The sequence below is a fragment of the Streptosporangium sp. NPDC001681 genome (assembly GCF_040298085.1).
Classification (GTDB): Bacteria; Actinomycetota; Actinomycetes; order Streptosporangiales; family Streptosporangiaceae; genus Streptosporangium.
The window spans coordinates 1-25,136 of sequence record NZ_JBEOZN010000123.1; the positions used below are offsets into that span (position 1 = coordinate 1).

The following is a 25,136-nucleotide window of genomic DNA, read 5'->3' on the forward strand; positions in this document are numbered from 1 at the left end:
TCATCGGCGAGGACATCACCAAGGTCCGAGCCGGGCGCCACCCGTGCCAGGCGCGGCACCCACACCTCACCCCCGCGCACCGCCACCTGCGGCTCACCCGACGCCAACACCCCCGGCAACGCCGACAACGCCGATTCCTCATCCACATCCACCAACACGAACCGGCCGGGATTCTCCGACTGCGCGCTGCGCACCAGACCCCACACCGCCGCCGCCGCGAGATCAGCCACCACCTCGCCGTCACCCGCCGCCACCGCACCCCTGGTCACCAACACCAGCCGGGAACCATGACACCGGTCATCGGCCAGCCACGCCTGCACCAGACCCAGCACCCGAGCGGTCGACTCGTGAACCGACTCCGTCATCTCCCCGGCCGGGTCCACGGCCACCTGCGTCAGCACCACCCCGGGTACCGGCCCCACCTCCACCAGCGACGACAGATCCATATGAACCGGAATTGAATCCCCATCCGGCCGCCACGCCGCAACGGCACCCAACGCCCCCAGACCCAGCACCGCCACCGGCACCCCACCGGCCACCGCATGCTCCGGCACCGCCGTCCACTCCACACGGAACAGCGCATCCCGCCCCAGCACCCGGCCGCCGGCGGTCGGCAGGTCATCGGCCGAGAAGGAACGCAGCACCAGCGACCGCGCCGACAACACCGGCTCCCCCGCCGCATCCACCGCCACCAGCGACACCCCGTCAGCGCCCGTCCTGGCCAGCCGCACCCGCAGCACCGACGCACCACCGGCGTGCAGGCACACCCCGCCCCAGGAGAACGGCAACCGGCCACCCTCGGCATCGTCCAGCCCGGCGAACGGCACCGCGTGCAACGCCGCATCCAGCAACGCCGGATGCACCCCGAAAAACCCCGCGTCAACCACCTGTCCGGGCAGGGCGACCTCCGCGAACACCGCACCGTCCGCACCTCGCCACGCCGCCCGCAACCCCCGAAACACCGGCCCGTAGCCCAGCCCGCCCTCGGCCAGCCGGTCATACAACCCGTCCAGCTCGATCGCCGACGCACCCCGTGGCGGCCACACCGCCGTATCGAACACCGCCGTATCGAAGTGCGTGCCGGCCCCGCCCACCCCGGCGATGTGATCACGGCTCGCCAGCACGCCGGCGGCGTGCCGTACCCACGCATCATGGTCGTCGGCCTCCACCGGCCGAGCGTGAATGCTCAGCTCCCGGCGGCCCGACCCGTCCGCAGGTCCCACCCGCACCTGCACCGCGACGGCGTCGTCCCCGCCCAGCACCAGCGGCGCGGTCAAGGTCAGTTCCTCCACCACGTCACAGCCGACCTGATCACCCGCCCGCACCGCCAGCTCAAGGAACCCGGTGCCGGGGAACACCACCATCCCGCCCACCATGTGGTCGGCCAGCCACGGATGCGACCTCGGCGACAACCTCCCGATCAGCAGCGCCTCATCGGAGTCGGCCAACCCCACGGCAGCCCCCAGCAGCGGGTGCCGGGCAGCCGTCAGGCCCGCCGCCGTCACGTCTGCCACCCGCGAGCCCGCGCCATCAGGCCAGAACCGCTCGCGCTGGAAGGCGTAGGTGGGCAGTTCCACCCGGCGGGCGCCGGGGAACACCGCATGCCAGTCCACCGACACCCCGCGCCCGTGCAGAGCGGCCAGCGCCGACATCACCGCGCGCTGCTCGTCCCGGTCCCTGCGCAGCGCCGGCACCAGCACCTCGTCCGGCTCCCACTCCGGCGTCGAGTCAGTGTCGCGCGGGCCCGGTTCGGCGGCCAGGGTGTCCTGGGCCATCGCGGTCAGCACCCCGTCCGGGCCCAGCTCCAGATAGGCCCGGACGCCCTGGGCGCGCAGGGTGCGCACCCCGTCGGCGAACCGGACCGCGCCACGCACCTGGTCCACCCAGTAATCCGGCGAGCACAACTGCTCGGCGGTGGCCGTCTCCCCGGTCACGTTCGACACCACCGGAATCCGCGGCGGGTGATAGGTCAGCCTGCCGGCCAGGGCCCGGAAGTCCGCCAGCATCGGATCCATCAGCGGCGAATGGAACGCGTGCGACACTCGCAACCGGCGGGTCTTGACCCCCCGCTCCGCCAGGACGGCGGCGATGTCGAGGACCGCCTGCTCGACCCCGGAGATCACCACCGAGGCCGGGCCGTTCACCGCCGCGACCGACACCTCGCCCCCGCGCCCGGCCAGCAACGGCTCGACGTCCTCCTCGGCGGCCTGCACCGCCACCATCGCCCCGCCGGACGGCAACGCCTGCATCAACCGCGCCCGGCCCGCCACCAACGCACACGCGTCCCCAAGCGACAGCACCCCGGCCACATGGGCCGCCGTGATCTCCCCGATCGAGTGCCCGGCCAGCACCTCCGGCCGCACCCCCCACGAGGAGACCAGCCGGAACAGCGCCGTCTCCACCGCGAACAACGCCGGCTGCGCCCACCCCGTCTGATCCAGGGCCTCCGCCTCGGCCGACCCCGGCTCGGCGAACAGCACCTCGCGCAGCGACCCGTCGAGCAGCGGATCCAGCTCGGCGATCACCTCGTTCAACGCCGTCGCGAACACCGGGAACCGGTCATACAGCTCCCGGCCCATCCCCGCCCGCTGACTACCCTGACCGGTGAACAACACCGCCGGCTTGGCCTGCCTGCCGCGGCCCTTGATCACTCCGGCGGCGGAGACACCGTCCGCCAGCGCCGCCAACCCCGCGCGCAGCTCGGCGCGATCGGCGGCGAGAACGCCCGCCCGATGCTCGAACGCCGACCGCGTCGTGGCCAGCGAGAACGCCACGTCGACCACGGCCGTCTCGGGCACACCGTCCAGGTGCGCGAGAAGGCTCGCCGCCTGAGCACGCAGCGCCTCCTCCGTCCGGCCCGACACCGGCACCGGCACCACGCCCGCGTCCGAGGGCGCCCGATCCTCCGCGGGCGCGTCCGCCTCGGCCTGCGGCGCCTCCTCCAGCACCACGTGGGCGTTGGTGCCACTGACCCCGAACGACGACACCCCCGCCCGGCGCGGCCGCCCGGTCTCCGGCCAGGACCGCTGCTCGGTCAGCAGCTCCAGCACGCCCGCGGACCAGTCCACCCGCGACGACGGCGCATCCACGTGCAACGTCTTCGGCAGCACCCCGTGCCGCATCGCCATGACCATCTTGATCACACCGGCCATGCCCGCCGCCGCCTGCGTGTGACCGATGTTCGACTTCACCGACCCCAGCAGCAAGGGCCGCTCCCGGTCCTCGCCGAACGTGGAGATCAACGCCTCGACCTCGATCGGGTCGCCCAGCGTCGTCCCCGTCCCGTGCCCCTCCACCACGTCGATGTCCGCCGTCGACAGCCGCGCGCCGGCCAGAGCCTCACGGATCACCCGCCGCTGCGACGGACCGTTCGGCGCGGTCAGACCGTTCGAAGCCCCGTCCTGGTTCACCGCCGAGCCACGGATGACCGCCAGCACCTGGTGCCCGTTACGCCGCGCGTCCGACAGGCGCTCCAGCACCAGCACGCCCACGCCCTCCGACCAGCCTGTGCCGTCGGCGCTGTCGGCGTACGCCCTGCATCGCCCGTTAGGCGACAGGCCACCCTGGCGGTTGAACTCGATGAAGGTGCTGGGCGTCGACATGACCGTCACTCCGCCCGCGAGCGCCAGGGTGCACTCGGCCATCCGCAGCGAGTGAGCGGCCCAGTGCAGCGCGACCAGGGACGACGAGCAGGCCGTGTCCACCGTCACCGCCGGGCCGACCAGTCCGAGCGTGTACGACAGCCGGCCGGACATCACGCTGTTCGCCGTGCCCGTGAGCCCGAAGGCGTCGATGTCGCGCGGCAGGCTGTCGCGGTAGTCCGGCGACATCGCGCCGACGAACACCCCGGTCTGGCTGCCCCGCAGTGCGATCGGGTCGATGCCCGCTCGCTCGACGGCCTCCCAGGAGGCTTCGAGCAGCAGCCGCTGCTGCGGATCCATGCCCAGCGCCTCCCGGGGGGAGATGCCGAAGAAGCCGGCGTCGAAGTCCGCCGCGTCACGCAGGAACCCACCGGACAACGACTGCGGGACGGCGGCGCCGTACTCGTCCCGAAGCCTGTCAAGGTCCCAGCCACGGTCGGCGGGCGGCTCGGATATCGGATCACCGCCCTCTGCGAGCAGGTGCCACAGGTCCTCCGGCGAGGACACACCGCCCGGGTACCGGCAGGTCATCCCGACGATCGCGATCGGCTCCAGGTGCTGTTCTTCAAGGTCGTGGACGCGTTGCCGGGTGCGCCGCAGATCCGCGGTCGCCCGCTTGAGGTATTCCCGGAGTTTCGCTTCGTTGTCCATATCAGCTCAACCCTTTTCGACGACCGGCACGAACTCATCAACTCGTCGGGCCTCGAATGCTTCGCAATCGAGTTCGGCGATCACAGCGCCACCGTGTGCGCCTCGCAGGCGGTCACCGGCGAGGCGCACGGACCCGCGCCTCGCGGGAAGGTACGGGCGGGGGCGAGGAGTCAGGGGGTTCGGCACCTTCGCAGGCACCGCACGCCGCGCCGTCCGGACTCACACCGTCGCGTCGAGTTCACAAGCTCCATCCACATCGGCCCAGTCTTGGCCCGGCGCTCCCTGAAAATCATTAGTAACTGCGGCCGCGGCGCCACCGTCCCGGCCGGTCACCTTCTTGGTGACGGCTCTACGGCGCGTCCCGGCGTGCGCGGAGACCGCACGGCCCGTGACTCTGGGGAAATGACCAGCGCGCGGGACCTTACGCTCGCGCAATGGCCGGTCAGCTTCACATCACATCAGAGTTGTCAGACTACGTTCACGAGATGTCGTCGCGGGAGGACGAGATCCTGCGTTCCCTGCGGGAGGAGACCGCGGCCCTGCCCGCGGGCAGGGCGATGCAGGTCACGGCCGAGGAGGGGCAACTGCTGGCACTGCTGGCCCGCCTCACCTGCGCGCGGACCGTGCTGGAGGTCGGTACCTTCACCGGCTACAGCACGCTCTGCCTGGCCCGTGCGGTCGCTCCCGGAGGCCGCGTCATCACCTGCGACATCACCGAGCGGTGGCCCCGGTTCGGAATGCCCCACTGGCACCGGGCCGGCGTGCTCGACCGGATCGACCTGCGGATCGGCGACGCGTCGGACACCCTTGCCGCGCTGCTGCTCGACGAGGGGCCGGGGTCGGTCGACTTCGTGTTCATCGACGCCGACAAACCGAACTATCCGAAGTACTACGAGGCCGGCCTCGCGCTGCTCAAGGACAACGGGCTCATCGTGGTGGACAACACCCTGTTCTTCGGCAAGGTCACCGACCCGGCGGCACAGGACGCGGACACCGACGCCATCCGCAGGTTCAACGCCCTCCTCCTGGAGGACCGCCGGGTGGACATCTCACTGCTGCCGATGGCGGACGGCATCACGCTGGTACGCAAGAAGGGCCCTGCGGAACCGCCCTGTTAGGCGACGGGCGAAGGACTGAGGACATCGGAAAGCCGGATCTCGGGCGAAGAGCCGAGGTCCGGCGCGATGAGGTCCATCGTGGTGGGCGGGTCCTGCGGCGTCGGGACGAGGTGGAGCCGTTGCAGGCCGCTGACGCCGGGGGCGGGCAGCCTCCCGAGGCACGGACAGGTCTCGCCGGTGAACCCGCTGAACCGGTAGGCGATCTCCATCATCCGGTTGCGGTCGGTCCGGCGGAAGTCGGCCACCAGGTGCGCGCCGGCGAGCGCGGCCTGGTCGACCAGCCAGCGCAGGATCACCGAGCCCGCGCCGAAGGACACGACCCGGCACGACGTGGCGAGCAGCTTCAGGTGCCACGCATGCGTGCCCAGCTCCAGCAGAACGACTCCGACCGCGCCGTGCGGCCCGAAACGATCGCTCAACGAGGTGACCAGGACGCGGTGCCGGGGGTCGTCGAGCAGCCGGACCAGTGTCTCCTGTGAGTAATGCACGCCGGTGGCGTTCATCTGGCTGGTGCGCAGGGTCAGCTCCTCGACGCGGGCGAGGTGCTCCACGGTCGCGTGCTCGATGCGCATCACCAGGTCGAGTGAGCGGATGAACTTCTCATCCGGACCGGTGAAGCCGGACTTCGCGGCCTGCCGCCGGAAACCGGCCTGGTACATCTCCCGCCGACGCCGGGCGTCCTCGGTCACCGTCTCCGGGCTGAACTCCGGCAGCCCGGCCAGCTCGGCGACCTGATCGGCGGAGTAGCACCGTACGTCGGGAAGATGGAATGCCACCTCGGCCCGCTCCGCGGCCTGGTCGTCCACGAACGCCATCGCGCCGTGGGCGAACCTCAGCTCCTCCGCGATGAGCCGGATCGAGCCGGACTTGGGCGACCAGCTGATGTGCGGCAGCACGAAGTACTCCGCGATGCCCAGCTCCTCAAGCTTCGCCCAGGCATGGTCATGATCGTTCTTGCTCGCGACAGCCTGCAGGATACCCCGGGAGTCGAGCACCTGGATGAGTTCACGTACGGACTCCGGCAGGCGGACCTCGTCATCCTCCAGCAGGGTCCCCTGCCATAGCGTGTTGTCCAGATCCCACACCAGACACTTCACCATCGCGGTCTTGTCGAGCACCTGTTCTCCTCGTCTCGGTCAGCGCGACTGCGCGACGGCGTGCTGGGCGAGAATGAGCTGGCAGATCTCAGTGCTGCCCTCGATGAGTTCCATGAGCTTCGCGTCCCGGTAGGCCCGCGCCACCACGTGGCCGTCCTGCGCCCCCGCCGACGCCAGCACCTGTACGGCCGCCGCCGCACCGCGTGCGGCCTCGGTCGAGCCGACGTACTTGGCCAGGACCGTGGCGATCACCATCTCCGGCGACCCCGCGTCCCAGCAACGGCTCGCGTGCTCGCAGACCCGTGTCGCCGCCTGCTCGGCCGCCATGAGCTCGGCGAGGTACCGGGCCACGAGTTGGTGCTCCGCCAGCGGCCGGCCGAACTGCCGACGGGTTCTCGCGTGCGAGCCTGCCGCGGAAAGGCAGGCCCGCAGAATCCCGACGCAGCCCCAGGCCACCGATATCCGGCCGTAGGCCAGAGCCGTGGTGACCAGTAGCTGGAGTTGCTGTCCGCCGCCGCCGAGCACGGCGCTCGCGGGCAGCCGGACGGCGTCGAGGCTGACGTCGGCGTGCCCGGCGGCCCGGCAGCCACTCGGGTTGGGCACCGGCCGGATGGTGACTCCCGGAGCGTCGGCGGGCACGACGACGGCGGCGCCGCCGTCCCCGTACCGTCCGAAGACGACGATCGAATCGGCGTAGCGGGCCACGGTGGTCCACGCCTTCTGCCCGTCGACCACCACCGTGTCGCCGTCGGCACGTATTGTGGTGGCCATCGCCGTCACATCGCTGCCGGCGTCACGTTCACTGAAGGCGACGGCGGCCAGCTCGCCGCCGGTCAGCCTGGGGAGGTACTCCCGCCGTTGGCGGGCGTCACCAAGCCGTTGGATCGTCCACGCCGCCATTCCCTGTGACGTCATCACGCTGCGCAGGGAACTGCACAGGCTGCCCACGTGTGCGGTGAAAGCGCCGTTGTCCGAGCTGCCCGCGCCGATGCCGCCGTATTCGACCGGCACCTCGGCGCACAGCAGGCTCTGCTTGCCAAGGGTCCGGAGCATCTCCACGGGGAGGACACCGGCAAGGTCCCATGCCGCGGCCTGGTCTCCGACCAGGTGCGTGACCTCTTCGCACGCGTCGGCGCGCCACTCAGGCATGGTCCGCCACCGGTGTGTCAAGCAGCCGCAGGACGAGGGACGTCATCCGCTCGACAGTGCGGAAGTTGTCGAGTTTCAGGTCCTCCCCGATGATGGCGATGCCGTACGCCTGCTCCAGGTAGACGACCAGTTCCATGGCGAACATCGAGTTGACGAGCCCGGAGGCGAACAGATCCTTGTCGACGGCGACGTCCGTCTTGATCCGCTCCTCGAGGAACTCGTGGATCCGCTGCTGGACGGTGTCGGGGGTCGGCTGAACCGTCTCTTCTGATTTCGTGTTCACGAGAGCACCTTCTCGTAGTCGTAGAAGCCTTTACCTGACTTGCGTCCGAGGTGTCCTGCGGCCACCTTCTCCAGGAGCAGCTCACAGGGCTGGAAGCTCGCGTCGCCAGTGCGCTCCCACAGCATTCGCAGCGCGTCGGCCAGGTTGTCCAGTCCGATCAGGTCGGCCGTGCGCAGGGGTCCGGTGGGATGCCCGAGGCAGCCTCGCATCAGGTCGTCGACCGACTCGGCGGTGGCCACGCCGGCCGCGACGATCCGCGCCGCCTCGTTGATCATGGGGTGAAGGAGCCTGCTCGTGACGAACCCCGGGGCGTCCCGAACGACGATCCCGCGGCGCCCCATCCGCGCCAGCAGCTCGGTGACCGCGGTCATGGTATCATCGCTCGTCTGGTCGCCCCTGATCACCTCCACCATCGTGATCAGGTAGGCCGGGTTCATGAAATGGATGCCGACCAGCTCATGCGGGCGGTCGGTGAATCTCCCCAGCTCCCCTATCGGGATGCCCGAGGTGTTGGAGACCAACGGTGTGCCGGTCTTGACCAGCCTCGACACCTCGCCCAGCACTTTCGCCTTGATCTCGGTGCCCTCGGTGACCGCCTCGATGACCGCGGTGGTGTCGGCGATGGCCTCAAGCTCCATGGTCGTCGTCAGACCGGCCGCCGGACGCTCTGCCGGCACCGCGCCCATGAGCCGTGCGTGCCGGAGCTGGAGGTCGATGCGGCGCCGGGCGTCGGCGAGCTTGTCCTCCGACACGTCGACGAGCACGACCGGGATACCGTGGCCGATCGCCACGACGGCGATCCCCGTGCCCATCACCCCGGCACCCACGACTCCCAGACGAGCACCTTCCACTTCACTCATCCCTGAGCCTCACATAACGGTTGGAGTTTGCCCGTCCCTGTGCTTCACGGATCGCTTCTCCTGATACGCCCTGGCACAGGGACGGTCGTAAGGACAGGACGCATGAGAACTCCGGTGAGCTCACCAGCTCGATGCGAGGATGAGGTCTCCGAATTCCCGCTCGCGCGAGGCGTTCTGGAGATCGGACTCCACCATCATGTGCATGAGTTGCTCGAAGCCGACGGTCGGCTCCCAGCCGAGTTCGGCTCTGGCGCGACTTGGATCGGCGCAGAGGGTCTCCACCTCGGCGGGACGCACAAGCCCCGGGTCGATGACGACGTGGTCCCGCCAATTCAGTCCGACGTACTCGAAGGCCATCCGTACGGCGTCATGCACCGAGTGCATGCAGCCGGTGCCCACGACATAGTCGGTGGGCTCGTCCCGCTGCAGCATGAGATGCATCGCGCGGACATAATCGCCGGCGAACCCCCAGTCGCGGACCGCGTCGAGATTACCGAGATACAACTTGTCCTGCAGGCCGAGTTTGATCTGGGCGACACCGAGGGAGATCTTTCGCGTCACGAATTCCGCGCCCCGGCGCGGCGACTCGTGGTTGAACAGAATGCCGGAGACGCCGTACATGTTGAACGACTCACGGTAGTTCCGGGTGATGAAATGGCCATATGTCTTCGCCACCCCATAGGGGCTGCGCGGGTGGAAGATCGTCGTCTCGTGTTGCGGACTTTCCACGACCTTGCCGAACATCTCCGAGGACGATGCCTGGTAGAAGCGGATCTGACCACTGCTGTCGGTGCGGGACTTGTCCAGCCCGCACACCAGGCGGATCGCCTCCAGCGTCCGGAGCACGCCCATCCCGTTGACCTCGGCGGTCAGCTCGGCCTGCTGCCAGGACATCGGGACGAAGGAGATGGCGGCGAGGTTGTACACCTCGTCGGGCTGCACCTTGTCCACCGCCGTGACCAGGCTCCCCTGGTCCAGCAGGTCACCGTTGACGAACGACAGGTCGCTGACAAGGCGACTGATGCGGGACTTTCGGGGATTGGCCTGACCTCTGATCAGTCCCCAGACCTGGTATCCCAGGGACAGCAGATGCTCAGCCAGATAGGAACCGTCTTGGCCGGTGATACCGGTGATCAGCGCGCGCCTGGACATGCACTTTCCTTTCAGCACCGCGGACGAGTAATCCGATCGGACACCATCGCGACCGCGAAGGCGCTGACGGTGCGCCCACGGTGGGAATCGAGTCGGCCCAGGGCCGACAGCCCGCGAACGCTACTCATCGACCCAGCCGTGCGTCTGAGCGAGTTCGACGAGGCATTTGCGGACGCTCAGGATCTGCTCCGCCGTCATCGTCGGCACGGCCGCGAGCACGGCTTCTGTGATCTCCCGCGTCAAGTCCTTGACGGACAGCACGTCGCAAAAGCCGGCGTCGTTGCCCTGACGATCGGGTGTGGAGGTGGCCGGCTCCCGTGACGCCGTCACGATCGACGCGGGTGTCGGTGTGGGCCTCGGTATGGAGGACAGCGGGAAATTCAGCCCGCCGGGCCGGTCGAGCACGCGGACCCGGGACGCCTTCAGACCCTTGCCACCGTTCTCGACCAGGAATTCGACCCGCGTGTCGACCGAGATGAGACGCTTGTCGCCATCAAGGTCGTTGACATGCATGAAAACGTCTTCGCCGCCCGGGTCCGGGGCGATGAAACCGAACCCGCGGAATTCGTCGAAGCTGATGACCTTACCCGTTACCATGACCACACCTCACGAGAACCACGCTCCTCGAAATGAGGAGCCCTGCCAGGAGAACCACCCGTCGCGACCACCCAGGATTCGCCCACGGCTTAGCCGAGAATTGAATATCCGGCGACACGACACATAGGATCCCGCTCGTTTCGGGAACCGGCCGACTACATTTACTCGGCTATTTTGGTGCGTTCGGACCACTGGAATACCGGGAGATTCTCCCCCTCGATCACCAGAAACTCACCGTTGTGCACGAAGTGCTCATACCCCGAGCCGAGAAGAATCTTCACCTTCTCGTTCGGATTGTCCGTCCGTCGAACGTGATCGCGAGTGAACAAACGCTCCGGCCCACCGGCGAGCACAATTTTTGCACTGGTCACGATGACACCTCCCTTACGATGGCGGTCCTTTGGAGAACGTGATCGGGATCGGCGGCGACTTTCCGTCGAAACCGGCCGGGACCATTCGGTCTAGGCTGCACCGGAATCGCTATACCAGAATAAGATGAATATCACGGAGCAATCGAGTCAGGCCATCGGATCAATGACCCTCCATACCGGCGCCGCCGGTCGCTCCGAACACTGGTCTTTCCACTGGTTTCCGGCCGCTCAACTACGCGGTCAGTCAGATCACCGCGCGACCGCCGGCCCATTAAATGGACTTATTTCACGAATTCAGGCAGGACCCGGGGCGGCCAGGAGCCGAGCCGGAAGATGCCCATGGAGTATGCCTTGGAGACCAGGGCCGGGCGGTTGCTGGCCTTCAGCTTTCGCAGCAGCGTCGTCACGTGGTATTCCACACCGCCGCGGCTGAGGTACAGCATCGACGCGAGCTGCACGGTCGACACTCCCGCCGCCACCCCTTCGATGACGCGCGCTTCCATGCTGCTCAGCAGCCTCTTTCGCCCGGTCAGCAGGTCGTCGCGCTGCTCCCGATCGGATCGCACCAGCACCATGATGCTCTCGACGTAGCCGGCCTCGTCGTGAAGCGCGATCCCGGTCAGCTCACCGCCGAGCACGGTGTGGTCCGGCCGTACGGCGATCATGCGCTCTTCGAAGCGGGCGCGCTGGTGATCCGTCAGACGGGCGAACTGCTGTCCCATCTTGTCGCGGACGCTCGGGTGCAGCAGCTCGCAGAACGCCCGCCCACGAATGTCCGCCAGGGAACGTCCGAACTGCCGAGTAAATTCGAGATTCGCCTCGATTACTCTGGTCGCGTGGTCGAGATTCGCCACGCAAATCCCTGACTGGTCGAAAAACGAACGGTATTGATCTATGCTGTCAGTGGGTTGACCGACCAGGAAAAACTCTTCTTCCTCATCGACCAGGGCGGCTCCGGCATCAATGCTCATCTGATGACCATCCCTCTCCTCCGGTAGACCAGGCGATGCTCCGGTAACTTCGAAGTAACGGCTGAATCCACTTATTAGTATGATATTAACCAAACGGAAAGCGAGTCAACACAAGCCAACTACAGTCCGTGAAAGACTGTGGTACGCAAGGCGGTTGGTTCGGAGCTTGCGGTGCGGCCCCCCGGTCGCGTTCGGTACCGAACTCCGCGTGCTTCATAAGACGGTTCGCGCCCCGCTCCGAGAGCGTTCCCTGAATCGAGACGCACGGTTCCACGTTGACAGACGGCACCGTGGCAGGTCGTCCAAAAACGGTGAATCGCGATACAGGTCGCGCCGGGCCGGCGAACGGCGACGCCCGTCGTCACCGGGCGGTTCCCTTATGGACGCGCCGTCAAATAAAATATAGCCGCATGGCCTTTGCGCGGCCTATTCGCCCGCGTTCCGCGCGCTCAACTCTTCGACGAGCGCCGCCCGGCCGTTCACCCCGAGCCTGCGATAGGTGCTCGTCAGACTTTTTTCGACGGCGCGGCGGGTTATGCCAAGGGAATCGGCGATCTGCTGGTTCGTCCAGCCCTGCAGCACGAAGGCGACGACCGTCTCCTCGGCCTTGGTCAGTTCACCGCGTTCCGGCGCGGCCAGCCGCAGCGCCGGGCCGTTCGATTCCGAGTCCTCGTCGCCCTCGGCCCATGAAACGCCGCGTTCCTGGGCGACCCGCCTGCCCTCGGAGATGAAATACTCCGCGTCGCCGGAACCTGTTTCGGCAAGCCTTCTGCCGAGAATCGTGAGCGTCCGGGACAGCTCGATCCGATCCTCCGAACAACGAAGCGTGTCAACGGCCTGCCGGAGGAGATCGACGCCCTCCCCACCCGGGGTGATCGTGCCACGCAGCCGCAGCGCGCGACCGTATGCCGCGGGTGCGCCCCATGCCCGCGCGAAGGCGTGCTCCTCGTCGGCCAGCTCGGCCGCCGCCTGCGCGCGCCCGAGCCGGTGGTTCATCGCCGCAGCCCACACACGCCAGGGGTACAGCGCCGTGTTCGTCCATCCGCAGCGCGACAACTGCTTGCCACTGTCGAGGAACCTGTCCAGCGCGGCGGGCAGATCGCCGCGCACCGCGTCCAGCATCCCCCGCACCATGCGATGCGCCACGACCACGCGGAGGTCGCCGCTCTCCGGACTCGTACGGATCACTCGCTCGCCCAGCTCGACGTCCCACGTCTCGAGCGCGACCATGGCGAGCGTCCAGATGGACAGCGTCGTCGCCTCCGGCCAGGCCGGGTCGGCGTTGTCGACCACGCTCAACGCGGCGCTCTTGGCCTGGGCCAGATGCCCGGACGCGCGAAGGATCGCGCTCCGCCCCGCGTTGACCAGCGCGATGACTCCATCGAGTGCCTGGCGCTGAGCCTGGTCCCGCACCGCGTCCAGCCACTGGGCCACCGGTGCCGCCGCGTCGGCGAGGACAAGGGCCGGAACCAGCAGCGGGAGGGCGGTGTAGGCGTGCCCGGCGCGCGGCGGCTCTCGCTCCAGAATCCGGGTGGCCAGCGAGGAGATCTCACCGGCCGTGACACCGCCGGTCACGGCCGCCGCGTACGCGAGCACGGCCAGCAGCTCGCGCCCGGCGCCGGTGGAGACCGGCGCGTCCGCGCCGAACCCCCGCAGCCGGTCGGCCATCGTGCCGAGATGCGCGGCGTCCTGAAGGTGGAGATAGCGGGTACGGGCTTCCAGCCGCAGGCCGAGATCCCCCCGGGCGTACCCCGGTCCAAGGTCGTGGAGCCGGCACGCCACGTCCTGGACGAGCGCGCCCAACGACGGGTTGACCGCGCCGAGCGCGGGCGGGATCCACAGTGCCGCCGCCGCGCGTTCCGCCGCCGAGGTGAGCATCGGCACGGCCTGCGCGATGTGAGTGACCGAGGAGGCGAGGTCGACCCCCCGCTCGGCGGCGGCCAGGTCGACCAGGCGCCGGCCCCGAGCCTCACTGTCGGGCGGGCAGTGCAGCAGCGCGTGCCGGAGGTAGCGGACCGCCTCCCTCGCGGAACCGCGTTCGAGCGCGGCGCCGGCGGCCGCGCGCAGGGTGTCGATCTCCCACGGCTCGTACCCGGAGGTGACCAGCAGGAGCTGGTCGGCGACGTGCTCGGCGGGGTGCCCGGCATTGTGCAGCAGCGCCGCCGCCCGGCGGTGCATCAGCGCTCGCGTGTTGACGCTCATCGCCGATTCGATGCCGTACCGCACGCTCTGGTGGACGAATTGCGGGGACTCTCCGTCGGCGAGCAGGCCGAGGCGGTCCAGGGTCTGTATCGCGGACTTGTAGTCGATGCTGTCCAGGCCGGCGAGCTCGCTGATGAGCTCTGGCTCCGCCAGGTCTCCGAGCACGACCATCGCCCGCGCGAGATCCTGGACGATCGCGGGCTGGATGCCGAGGCAGAACATGCGCCGGTCGCGCAGGAACGGCTGGCTCGCGGCGCGAACCTCACCGGCCTGCGGCGATACGGGCTGGAAGCCGGCCGTGCGCAGTCCGCGAAGCGCCGCGACCAGTGAAGCGGGGTTCCCGCCGGACACCTCGTGGCAGGCCCGGGCGAAGTCGGGATCGCAGGCCTCGCCGAACTGCTCGCTGATCAACTGGCGCACGCCCTCCGTTGACAGCGGCATCGGATACAGCGTGCGAGCCGCCGAGGCGGCGATCTCCCTGAGCAGCGTGTGGTCGGAGGCCTCGCATTCCTCCGAGAAGGCTCCGGCGACCAGAACTCGCGCGCCGTCCAGACGCTTGGCGAGGTAGGCCAGCCAGCGCAGGGACGGCGCGTCCACCCACTGGAGGTCGTCGACCACGATCAGCAGGGTTTTGTCCTTGCTCAGATTGACGATCAGCGAGTTCAGCCCCTGCAGGATCGCCTCTTGTCCGAGCGACCGCTGCGGGCCGATGGACCACGCCCCGCCGAGGAACATCCCCCGCACCACGCTCGCCGCACCCCGGAAGCAGGCCGCCCAGCGGGCCTCCGGCACTTCGGCCACGAGCGGCTCCAGCAACTGCTGGGCGATGCCGAACGTGAAGTCCTGTTCGAGTAGCGTGCCGCTGGCGCGCAGGACCCGCGCGTGCGGGGCGGCCGCGTCGGCGAGGGAGCGCAGCAGGACCGACTTGCCGACGCCGGGCGAACCTATGACCGCCATCATGGATCCGTCGCCCGCCTCGGCCGCGCGGACCGCCTGCTCCGCCCGAGCCAACTCTTTTCCGCGTTCCAGCAGCATGGGATCAATCCCCCATGTTCCGCGGTGCCGGGGCCAGGAGCGGGGCGAGCTCGTTACGGCTGGTGACGGCGAGCTTGCGGTAGATCCCGGTCAGCCGCAGCTCCACGGTTCGGACGCTCACCGACAGGATGCTCGCGATGTAGGCGTTCGAGCGGCCCGCGGCGGCCAGCCCGGCGATTCGTTCCTCTTGGGCGGTCAGCAGGTGCCTCGTCTCGTTCGGCGTCGGCGCTCGTTCCTCGACGGCCTTCTCGGTGAGTCCACCGGAAGGCATGGGGATCTTCCTCGTGGCCTCCTCCAACAGGTTCAGTGCCCCGGGATGCTCCCCCGACGCCATGATCAGCTCGGCCGACGCCCTCGCGTAGGAGTCGCGCGACACCGAGTCCCGCAGGATCCGAACGGCGCGTTCGAGTTCGCTCATGGCCTCGGCACCGCTCAGCACACGCGACGCGCCCAGATGCGCCAACCCCAGCGTGCTGGGGGCACCCCAGTCCCGCGCTCGCTCCACCGTCTCCATCGCCAGTTGCCTGGCCGCCTCGGTGTTCCCGCACGCGCTGTGCGCCGCGACGGCCACCGATCGCCAGGACAGCACCGCGGGATTCGTCCACCCTCTGGCCAGCACGAGACGTCCGCACTCGTTGATGTCGCGCAGCGCGGCCTCCGGATCGGCCAGTTCCATGCGCACCTTGGCACGCGCGTACAGCAGCGTCCCCCAGGCCGCGCCCTGATCCGCCCCTGAGGGCAACTCCTGAGCCAGCACCTGCTCCGCCTTTTCCACGGACTGGCCGGCGAGGTGCAGGCGCGCCTCCATCGCGACGAAGTAGGGAACCACTCGCGGGTGCCACGAGGTGAGCGGCAGCTCCGCCCGTGCCGCCTCGAAGTCACCCATCGCCTGCCCGAGGTTGCCCCGCCGCATTTCACATCGGCTGCGCTGGATCAGCGCCAGCGCGGCCGGTACCCGTGCGCCACAGCGTCGGGCGTCGGCCAGGACCTCGTCCAGCCCGATCACCGCCTCGGCCACCTCGTCGGCGAAGAACAGCGTCTTGGCGGCGTAAATCCTCGGACCGAACGGCTGGTCCTCCCCTTTGAGCTGGAAGGCCGTCCTGGCCAGTTCCCGCGCCCGGGACATGCGCTCACCGCGGACAGCCAGCATCCAGGCCGCGATACCCGCCTGCACCGGATCTCCCGACCGGTCGGGCGGGTCCGGGAACGACGGCACGGGCAGCACCGGGTCGCTCGTGCAGTCGTTCTGCGCCAGCCAGCCGATGGCCGCCAGCGACCCAACGTCCGCTGCGTCCCCCTCTCGCCGTGCGTAAGCCGTCGCGACGGCGCGATACGCGGCGGACGTGTCGCCCCTGGAGTTGAGCAGATCGGCCGCCCGTACGAGCACCGCGACCGGCACCTCGGGCCCGCTGTTCAGCAGCACCTGCTGTAATCGCCGGTCACTCGTCGCCGGGCTGTGGCCCACCTCCGTCATCGCGAGCTCGATGAGCAGCCGCTGCCGCTGCTCGTCTCCCACCGGCTCCCGCAGCGCGCGGCCGAGCAGGGCGGCGGCACCCTCGTGATCATCATGGAGACGTCGCCGCCGGGCCACCCGGCGCAATAGGTCCACCACCCATTCGGCGCCGACCGGCCGGGCATTGAGCAGCAACCGGGCCAGCCGGTCCTCCGGAATCACCGCCCGGTACCCGAGCTCGACGGAGCGCGTCGCCAGCGCCTGCCGCTCCCCGACGTCCATCCCGGCCAGCGCCATCTCGGCGATGAGCGGGCTGACCGGCCGCGGATCCTCCCCGCCGGTCACCAGCCCCAGTCGTACGAGGACGGACAGCGCCTGCTCGGGAAACATCGTCTTCGGTGACGCCAGGGACGTGAGCAGGTCGAAACCGAGGCCGTTCTCGCAAACCGCCATCACCCGGAGCAGCGCGAGGGCGTCCTCGGGCAGGCGGGACAGGGACTCCGCCACCCGGTCGCCGCTCACCTCGGCGGCCCGCTCCAGCAAGACCGGGACGTACCGCGCGACAGGCGGCAGGGAGGCGTGCGCGAAATGGTCGAGTACGGCGAGCAGGGCCGCCGGGCTGCCCCCCGTGGCCTCGGTGGCGGCGGTCACGAACGCTCCGTCGACGGGCCCGGCGTACCGGGAGACGATCACTTGCCGGACCCCGCGCTCCCTCAGCGGCGGCACATGGATCACGCTGTGGGGCACCGGTCCGGGCTCGGTGGCCGATCCGGTGGCGCCGCCTTCGCCTTCGCCGAGAGCCCTGGCCTGAACCAGGAGTATCGGAATGCCTCGCAGCCGATGTGTCATGGCCGCCAGCCATGCCTTCGATTCCTCGTCCGCCCACTGGGCGTCGTCCAGGGCGATCAGCAGCGGATGCTTTCGGGCGAGCGCCACGAACTCCCCGCACAGCGCCGGGATCAAGGTCTCGGCCGGCTGGTCTTCCACCCACAACCGCCGCGCGAAGGCCAGATATCCGGTGCCGGCCAGCCCGGAGGTGATCTGTGAGACGACGCCGTAGCGGAGATCGGCCTCAGCGGGCGAGCAGCGGGCGAGGACGGCCAGTAATCCGGCCTCCCGGGCACGTGCGACAGTCGCCCTGAGCAGGGCGCTCCTTCCCGTACCCGGCTCTCCGAGCACGGTCACCATGCTCGACCGGCCGAACTGAAGCTCGGTCACCTGCCTGCCCAGCCGGCGTACCTGCCCCTCCCGCTCGGCCAGGAACTCCGGTGCGGCGTCTCTCCAGCGGGCGCCCGGCTCCGGGACGCTCACCGACCACCTGGGGGTCGGCCACCAGGTGCTCGACACCGGCTCGCCCGTGGTCGACGAGACCGCTTCGGAACCCCCGCCGGAGTCCGCCGTGACACGGGAACGGGCCGAAGGCCGCCGGCGATCGACGCCGCCACCAAGGTTGGAGAGCTCGGCCACGACCGCATCGGCGCCACGGGCGGGCAGAAGGATCGCGCCCCTCAGCCCGACCGGCCCGGTCGTGGCCCCGGTTCCGACTCTGTGTCCAGTTCCGCTGGGCATTCGCACCTCAAATCGACGATGCATGCGCCTGAGCTCAAGCACCCCAATCGCCTATTGAGCAGACCCTAGTCATCTCCATGTTTGTTTGCAAGCGTTTGGCGTTGGTTTGCCTGTGATTGCCTTTATTTATCTGTGATCCTTCCTCTGACCGCTTCTGTCGTCGTGCCGACGGATGCGACATGAAGCTGATGATCCGTTGAACGGCCGCTCACAACCGGCTGCTCAGCTACCACCCGATGCTGCGACTTCACTCGGAAAGCAGGTGCGAGACCGGATCATCGAGGCACTTCGCGCCGGTCATCACGAGAGGGTGCCGACGGCCTGCTCACAACGGGATGTTGGTGTGGCGGCCTCGGCGTGCCGGAGCGGCGGCCAGCGCCTCGCCGAGCCGTAGCCGGGTCCACGCCGGGTCGATCACCTCGTCGACGACGCCGATGCTCACCGCCCTGGCCACGCCCCCCGCGATCCTTTCGTGCTCCGCGGCCAGGCGGGACAGCACTTCCTCGCGCTCGCCCTGTGCCGCGGCGGCGAGCTTCTTGCGGTGCAGGATCTCCACCGCCGCCTTCGCCCCCATGATCGCCACCTCGGCCTCCGGCCAGGCGAGTACGGCGGTGGCGCCGAGAGACCGGGAGTTCATCGCGATGTAGGCGCCACCGTAGGACTTGCGCGTGACCAGCGTGATCCGCGGAACGCTGGCCTCGGCGAACGCGTGCAGCAGCTTCGCGCCTCGGCGGACCACGCCCTCCCACTCCTGCCCGACGCCGGGCAGGTAACCGGGGACGTCGACCAGCACGAGCAGGGGCACGCCGAACGAGTCGCACATCCGGACGAACCTGGATGTCTTATCCGAAGACAGCGAGTCGAGGCAACCGCCCTTGCGCAGCGGGTTGTTCGCGATCACCCCTACCGTCCGTCCGGCGAGCCTGCCGAACCCGGTCACCATGTTCGGCGCCCACCTGGGCTGCAACTCGACGAATCCCGACTCCCCGTTCTCCTCGTCCAGAATCGCCTTGACCAGCGGGCGCACATCGTAAGCGCGCCGGGGCGAGTCGGGGAGCAGGTGGCGCAGCGGCTTTTCCCCGCGCACCGAATCCACGTCGACGAATCCCGGCTTCGCCAGCAGCGTGACGATCTGGCGGGCGCGGGCGAAGGCCGCCTCCTCGGATTCCGTGCAGATGTGGGCCACTCCGGACTTCCGGCCGTGCGCGTCCGGCCCGCCCAGGCTCTCCATGTCGATCTGCTCTCCGGTGACCGACCGGACGACGTCCGGACCGGTGACGAAGACGCGGGCGGCATCAGACATGATCACGATGTCGGTCAGCGCCGGCCCGTAGGCCGCGCCGCCCGCCGCGGGGCCGAGCACAACGGACAGTTGCGGGATCTCACCCGAGGCACGGACCATCGCGGCGAACATCTCCCCGATCCCGTGCATCGCCGACACGCCTTCGTTGAGCTTCGCGCCACCGGAGTGCCACACGCCGATCACCGGACAGCGTTCGTGTATCGCGAGATCAATGGCATTGACGATCAGCGGGCACTCGTCGACCCCGATCGCGCCGCCCTTCAGCGTGGCGTCGGTGCAGTAGACCACCACTCTCGCACCGTTGACCCGCCCGTAGGCGACCACCACCCCCACGCCCGCACGCCGGTGGATGATCTCAAGTGAGTCGGGATCCAGCAGCCGTGACATCCGAACCATCGGGTCACGGTAGTCAAGATTCGGCTCGGCTCGGTCCACCACGGCCAATGTGGGAAATGTCATCACTCACCCCTGCGAATCGCCCGTTGTCCGAGCCGCAAGTGAACCAGGAGCGGTGTCGAGAAAACCCTAGTTCTGGCTGCCCGTCCCGGAACGGCCGGCGCCCACGCCCCCTCCGCGCGTGCGCCGCGACACCCGATCGGCCCGGGAAGGCCTCGCGTCAGCGCAGCCGGCGCAGCCCTTCGTGCACACGCATGATCAACTCAACCGACGGCTGACCGTCGACCTCTGCGACAGGGTGCGCCCTGAGCAGGTTCCAGCCGATCGCGTCGCTGATCAGAACGAGGACCACCCCGATCGGCAACCTGAGGCGACCCGCGATCTCGATCACGGCCATGGGCTCCTGACACATGCCGAAGAGCCAGCGATATTCCTGGGGCAGCGCGGGATCGTCGGCTCTCCAGGCGCCCTCGGGCGTCACCGAGATCAGCGAGTCGATGCGCAGCAGCTCGTTACCGCGGGTACGCCCCCCGGTGAGAACGTACGGCCGCGCCTTGACCGGCAGCGAGTCCTGCGGGTGCTGCACGAGATACGGCCCCGGCAGGCCCTGGTCCGTTACCGGCGCGGGGCCCGCATCCGGCACGGGGCCCGTATCCGGAAAGATCCCGGCGCCGTGGTGACCGTCGCCGTGGTGACCGTCGCCGTCGAACCGCGGCTCCGGTGGATCACCGCGTGTCTCTTCCTGCGTGACGTCGACGTCGGTGGCGTCGACATCCCGTGCGTCATCGTCCGCGCTGTCCTCAATGGGCTTGGGCAGGAACTGGTGCTCGGCCCAGGTCTTGTAGTCACCCCAGCCGCCGAAGGCGAGAGGGTGGTACTTCGGTCCGTCGGCGTCTCGCCGTTGTCGCCTCTTGCGGGACATCGCGGGGGTCACCTGCTCTCGAAAGATCGTCCGATATCAGATCGAGACCGATATCGAGATCGCGCGATGGTAGGAGGTGAGCATGTTTCCGAGCTCACCGCCATCCCCGACCCCCGCGGCTTTGTCGCGCGGTCGTTGCCACCGCGAAGGTCTGCTGATTGTCTCCGTCGATTCCTAGGCATTTGCGCAGTGTTCAGCGAATCTCATGACGAGTAGGAACGCTTCATGCACCGGCGGGCCGTGCGCGACGGCATCGCCGGTCAGTTCCTGATCGTACGTCGATCGAGCCGGCCCGGCCTGCGATGTCACCCGGCCGGCGTGATCCGGCCCGCTTTGCCGAGCGCGTCCAGTGCCCACCCCAGGTCCGTTCGGCCACTCACGTCCAGCTTGCGGAAGATGCTGGTCAGATGGATCTCGACAGTGCGCACCGCGATGCGCAGGGTGTGGGCGATCTCTCGGTTGGTGGCACCGGTCGCCGCGAGTTCCGCGACGCGTCGCTCTCCCACGGTCAGCACATCCTTGACCCCGTCGGCCCCCTGGTACATCCAGCCGCCCGCGGCGACAAGCCGGTCGCGCGCCTTCACGGCCAGCGCGCGAAACCCGCACCGCACCGACAGATACACGGCCCGGCGGAAATGCCCACGGGCACCCTCGCGATCGTCCATCCGCAGCAGCGCCTCGCCGAGCAGGCTTTCGGCCCGAACCAGATACCAGCGCGCCTGGGTGCTCGCCAGCGTCTCCGCCGTCTCGGTGAGCATCTCCACCCCGTCGCTCCCTTCAGTGATCGCCCCCCTCGCCAGCAGAGCGAATCCCCGAGCGGATGCGCTCCCCCAGGCCGCGGCGAGTCGCTCACCGTGCTCGACGAGCTCCTCCGCCTCGTTCCGGCGGCCCAGGTCGGCGAGCAGACAGGCCGCGTCCAGCCACCACGGCGCGAATATCGGATTCCTGATACCGGACTTGGCAAGCAGCGCGCCACAGGCGGTCAGTGACGACAGCGCGCCTTCGTGGTCACCTCGCGACTCCGCCAGGTACGACCTCGTCATCAGCACCCGTGGATGGTCAAGGAGGGACTCCTCCAAGTCCGGCGAGGTCATCTGGCTGAGCACGAAAGCGGCCTGGTCGAGGTCGCCTCGCTGGGCGAGCACCGCCGCCAGGACCGTCCGTGGCTCCGTGACGCTTTTCGACCACGACCACTCGTCCGCCAGCTCGACGGCTCTTGTCGCGTCCACCAGGGCCCCGTCGAGGTCGCCCGCCTCGCTCAGGATCCACGACCGCGTGGACAAGACCATCGCCCGGCCCCAGGCGTCCCCGTGCTCCGCGCCACGCGCGATCACCCGGTTCATGGCCTGAACTGCTTCCTCAACCTCGTCAGCGAGCGAGAGTACGTACGCGGCGGCGCCGAATGCCCAGCTACCGGGAGCTTCATCCGCACCGCTCAGCGCCTGGCGGGCCGGCACCAGGCAGGTTTGGGACGAGGCACCGGACATCGCGGAGATCATCGATCGCACGGCGAGCAACTCGCGCTCGCTCACGGCGTGCGCCTCCGGTATCGGCATCGCCATCGCCCGCTCGGAGATCACCCTGGCGGTGGACCGGCGGCTCCATCCGATCAGCAGCAGCGCCGACTCGACCAGCGTCCGCAGCTCATGGTCGTCGGCGACCACGCCGTCGAGTTCCGCCAGGATGCCGTTCAATATCGAGACCGCCTCCGACTCCTTGCCGAGGGGCGGCGCGACCTTGGCCAGCTGGACCGCGAGGCGCGCCCTCCCCCGTACGTCACCGGTACCCTCGATCCCGCCACGGAGCATCGCGTACGCTCCCGACGGATCGTCATGTCCGATCAGCCGCGCGAAGTCGGCCTGCGCGTCGATGTCGGCGGGATCGGCCACGACCATACGGCCCAGGTAGCGCGCCGCCACCCCCAGTGACCCGTCCCGCTCGGCATGACGCGCCGCCTCACGGAGCACATCCCGCATCCAGGGCTCGGGAAGCCCGGGCAGCAGCACCAACTGCGCACTGATCTCCTCGGCCGGTCGGCCGCCGTCGTTGAGCAGCCGGGCGGCCAGCTCCCGCCACCGATCGAGCGTGGTGGCCGGCATGCCGCTCAGCACCATGGCGCGTACATGATCGTCGTTCAACTCCGCCAGGTCGGTGTCGATGATCTCCTCGTCACGCAGGATGTCGATCACGGCGTCCACCAGCGGCTCCGAGACCCCGGACAGCATGCCCACCAGTTCCGCGTCGGCCTGCCCCAGCACGGCGAGGGCCTCCACGACCTTGCGCACGTACTCGGGCTGCCGATCGAGCGTCGCGAGCAACTGCCCGGCGAAGAGTTCGGCGCCGAGTTCACCGGCCCGGAGCGCGCCCCGGGCATCAGGCGACACACCCTCCTCGCTCAGGCGTGCGAACAGCCGCGTGAGAAGCGACGGATTGCCACGGCAAACGCTGTTGCACGCACGGACGAACGGCTCCTCCGGTACGGCCTCCCACCACCACCGGGCCATCTCTCCCGCGTCCTCCTCGAACAGCGACCCGAGGTCGATGGTGCGGTGCCCGCGCGCGGCGACACCGGAAATCGCCCGTCGCCAGTTCGGCGAGCCGGAACGGCGCTGGGCGAGCAGGACGAGCAGCGGAAGGTAGTACCCGCGGTTCATCAGGAAGTCCAGCCATACCAACGACTCCTCGTCGCACCACTGCGTGTCGTCGAGCATGATGACCACCGGTCCTGACGCGGTCGCCGCTATGACGCGCCGGAGCAACCGGTGTGACAGCGGCACGGTGGCGTACTCGTCATGGAGTGGCGCCCCGCCGAACAGGCTTTCCGCGGCGTGCCAGGGCAGCCGGGCCCCGGCGGGCGAACAGGAGCCGCGCAGGATCGTCGCTCCGGCGCACCGGGCGTACCGCGCCAAGGCGTCCAGCAGGGCGGTCTTGCCGGACCCCTCGGGCCCCCGCATCAGGATCATGCGTGCCGACCCTTGTGCGGCCTTGTCCAGCCCGGACACCAGCGTGCCCAACTCCGCTTCCCGGCCCACCAGCCTGGCCTCACCATGGAAGATTCGTCCCGACATGGTCACCATCCCGCTTCACGAGTAGCCGCGCTCCGCATCGATCAGGCACGGGGAGCATGCTTCGATTCGGCTGGCCCGAAACCCGAATGCGAAAACCGGCTCCGCGCGACACTCACCCGAGTCGGTCCGGGAATCGAGCACCGGCCCCGCTCAGCAGAACTCCCGCACCGCCCTTCGTGCTTTGTCGGGGCCACAGGCTGCCCGGGCGAGTTGAGCGTTGTGCCGGCACCGGGCTGTGGAGTGGCGGGCGAGGGCGTTCCGTCCGGCGGGGACGCCACGGGCCGACACGATGTCGGCGGGCGCGAGATCCCCTGCCGTCAGGATGAGGGGGTGGCCCGGAGAAGGGACGCCCGGCATCGGAAGACCGAGAACGACCGCGACGGCGCGGTTCCCGATGTCGTCGAGGTCGCTCGCGCGTTCCGCGAAGTAGCCGCCCGCGGACAGGAGCGCCCGCCGATGGTGTGCGCACGCGATGTTGATGGCGTGCGCGGCGTCCATCGCCGCTCCGACGTGCTGCTCGACCGACTCGCGCGGCACGGGGTCGGCCACGATCACGGCCTGCGCCTCCAGGACGTCGCGTGCCGCCGGATCGGTCGCTTTCGCCGCCCGTACGGCCGGCTCCTTTACGGCCTCCTCCAGCCCCGCGCCGCCAGGGTGATCCCTGTGGCCGTGTCCGTGACCGGAGCGGGGTCCGGCAGCTGCGGACCCGCCCTCCGGTACACCCGGCCCGCTGCGCGGCCGGGGCTGATGCCGAGGCCGCGCAGCGTCTCGGACAGCGTCACGGCCACCTCACGGCGAGCACGCCGTTGGCGGGGGCCGGCTTGCCGCCGCCGACCCGGATGCGCACGGGTATGCCCTGCCGGATCACCGCCTCGCCGAAGATCTTGGCGGGGCGCGCGTGCAGGCCAGAGCACGAGGCGACGGCCACTGTCCTCTCCGGCATCTGTGGCTTCCTTTCAGGGTTCGATGGTGACCTTGATGGCCTCGCCCCTGCTGACGATGTCGATCGCCTCCAGGACCTCGGTGAGCGCCAGACGGTGCGTGATCAGATCCGACACCGGCACCGCACCCTCAGCGATGAGCTGAAGCGCCCGCGCGTTGTGCGCCGGACTGGAGCCGTTCGCGCCGACGATGGTCAACTCCCGATAATGCACCAGGTTGGAATCACACCGAATGATCGGATCATCCTTGGGCAGACCACCGAAGAAACTGATCCGCCCCTGACGAGCCGCCATCTGCAACGCCTGCTCCTGAGCCGCCCCGGAGGCAGCCGCGGTGATGACGACATCAGCACCCCT

Annotated in this window: 18 protein-coding genes; 1 reads left to right on the plus strand and 17 read right to left on the minus strand. The window is 69.1% G+C overall.

Going from position 1 to position 25,136, the window contains the following annotated elements; translation table 11 throughout:
- Positions 1-4,292, minus strand: a 4,292-nt coding sequence (locus ABT130_RS37610) for a type I polyketide synthase (protein ID WP_350963840.1), incomplete at its 3' end; no start/stop codon positions are given.
- A gap of 485 nt (positions 4,293-4,777) precedes the next feature.
- Here ABT130_RS37610 and ABT130_RS37615 point away from each other — a divergent pair.
- Positions 4,778-5,410 carry an O-methyltransferase gene (locus ABT130_RS37615; protein ID WP_350929135.1) on the plus strand — a complete coding sequence of 211 codons (633 nt, stop codon included), beginning with the start codon at positions 4,778-4,780 and terminating at the stop codon, positions 5,408-5,410.
- Here the strand turns inward: ABT130_RS37615 and ABT130_RS37620 are convergent.
- The 16 genes from ABT130_RS37620 to ABT130_RS37695 all read right to left on the minus strand — a co-directional run.
- On the minus strand, positions 5,407-6,528 hold the full coding sequence (locus tag ABT130_RS37620; RefSeq protein ID WP_350929133.1) for an HAD-IIIC family phosphatase: 1,122 nt from the start codon (positions 6,526-6,528) through the stop codon (positions 5,407-5,409). The genes ABT130_RS37615 and ABT130_RS37620 overlap by 4 nt on opposite strands.
- Positions 6,529-6,546: 18 nt before the next feature.
- Positions 6,547-7,656 (minus strand): acyl-CoA dehydrogenase family protein, encoded by a 1,110-nt coding sequence (locus ABT130_RS37625; protein ID WP_350929131.1) that lies wholly within the window; start codon positions 7,654-7,656, stop codon positions 6,547-6,549.
- The gene (locus ABT130_RS37630; protein WP_350963843.1) at positions 7,649-7,939 is read right to left on the minus strand and encodes an acyl carrier protein; all 291 of its coding nucleotides are present in this window, start codon (positions 7,937-7,939) and stop codon (positions 7,649-7,651) included. The genes ABT130_RS37625 and ABT130_RS37630 overlap by 8 nt, the downstream gene beginning before the upstream one ends.
- On the minus strand, positions 7,936-8,799 hold the full coding sequence (locus ABT130_RS37635; protein WP_350963845.1) for a 3-hydroxyacyl-CoA dehydrogenase family protein: 864 nt from the start codon (positions 8,797-8,799) through the stop codon (positions 7,936-7,938). The genes ABT130_RS37630 and ABT130_RS37635 overlap by 4 nt, the downstream gene beginning before the upstream one ends.
- A 120-nt stretch (positions 8,800-8,919) precedes the next feature.
- Complete coding sequence (locus tag ABT130_RS37640; RefSeq protein WP_350929125.1) at positions 8,920-9,951, minus strand: GDP-mannose 4,6-dehydratase; 1,032 nt, start codon at positions 9,949-9,951, stop codon at positions 8,920-8,922.
- A 120-nt stretch (positions 9,952-10,071) separates the two neighbouring features.
- The gene (locus ABT130_RS37645) at positions 10,072-10,548 is read right to left on the minus strand and encodes a cold-shock protein (protein WP_350929123.1); all 477 of its coding nucleotides are present in this window, start codon (positions 10,546-10,548) and stop codon (positions 10,072-10,074) included.
- A gap of 161 nt (positions 10,549-10,709) precedes the next feature.
- A complete protein-coding gene (locus ABT130_RS37650) occupies positions 10,710-10,919 on the minus strand; it encodes a DUF5988 family protein (protein ID WP_350929121.1) in 210 nt (69 codons plus the stop codon).
- A 281-nt stretch (positions 10,920-11,200) separates the two neighbouring features.
- On the minus strand, positions 11,201-11,890 hold the full coding sequence (locus ABT130_RS37655; protein ID WP_350929119.1) for a helix-turn-helix transcriptional regulator: 690 nt from the start codon (positions 11,888-11,890) through the stop codon (positions 11,201-11,203).
- Positions 11,891-12,316: 426 nt separating this feature from the next.
- Positions 12,317-15,127: an ATP-binding protein gene (locus tag ABT130_RS37660; RefSeq protein ID WP_350963847.1), complete on the minus strand. Its 2,811-nt coding sequence runs from the start codon at positions 15,125-15,127 to the stop codon at positions 12,317-12,319.
- A gap of 4 nt (positions 15,128-15,131) precedes the next feature.
- Entirely contained in the window at positions 15,132-17,891 is a 2,760-nt protein-coding gene (locus tag ABT130_RS37665; RefSeq protein WP_350963849.1) for an AAA family ATPase, read from the minus strand.
- Between the two features lie 583 nt (positions 17,892-18,474).
- Entirely contained in the window at positions 18,475-19,848 is a 1,374-nt protein-coding gene (locus tag ABT130_RS37670; protein WP_451935188.1) for an acyl-CoA carboxylase subunit beta, read from the minus strand.
- A 220-nt stretch (positions 19,849-20,068) separates the two neighbouring features.
- Positions 20,069-20,770: a DUF742 domain-containing protein gene (locus tag ABT130_RS37675; protein ID WP_350963854.1), complete on the minus strand. Its 702-nt coding sequence runs from the start codon at positions 20,768-20,770 to the stop codon at positions 20,069-20,071.
- A gap of 305 nt (positions 20,771-21,075) precedes the next feature.
- The gene (locus tag ABT130_RS37680; RefSeq protein WP_350963857.1) at positions 21,076-23,838 is read right to left on the minus strand and encodes an AAA family ATPase; all 2,763 of its coding nucleotides are present in this window, start codon (positions 23,836-23,838) and stop codon (positions 21,076-21,078) included.
- A gap of 150 nt (positions 23,839-23,988) precedes the next feature.
- Entirely contained in the window at positions 23,989-24,477 is a 489-nt protein-coding gene (locus ABT130_RS37685) for a phosphoenolpyruvate-utilizing N-terminal domain-containing protein (RefSeq protein ID WP_350963880.1), read from the minus strand.
- A 139-nt stretch (positions 24,478-24,616) separates the two neighbouring features.
- Positions 24,617-24,781 carry an HPr family phosphocarrier protein gene (locus tag ABT130_RS37690; RefSeq protein WP_350963860.1) on the minus strand — a complete coding sequence of 55 codons (165 nt, stop codon included), beginning with the start codon at positions 24,779-24,781 and terminating at the stop codon, positions 24,617-24,619.
- A gap of 13 nt (positions 24,782-24,794) precedes the next feature.
- On the minus strand, positions 24,795-25,136 hold a 342-nt coding region (locus ABT130_RS37695; RefSeq protein WP_350963863.1), incomplete at its 5' end, for a zinc-binding dehydrogenase.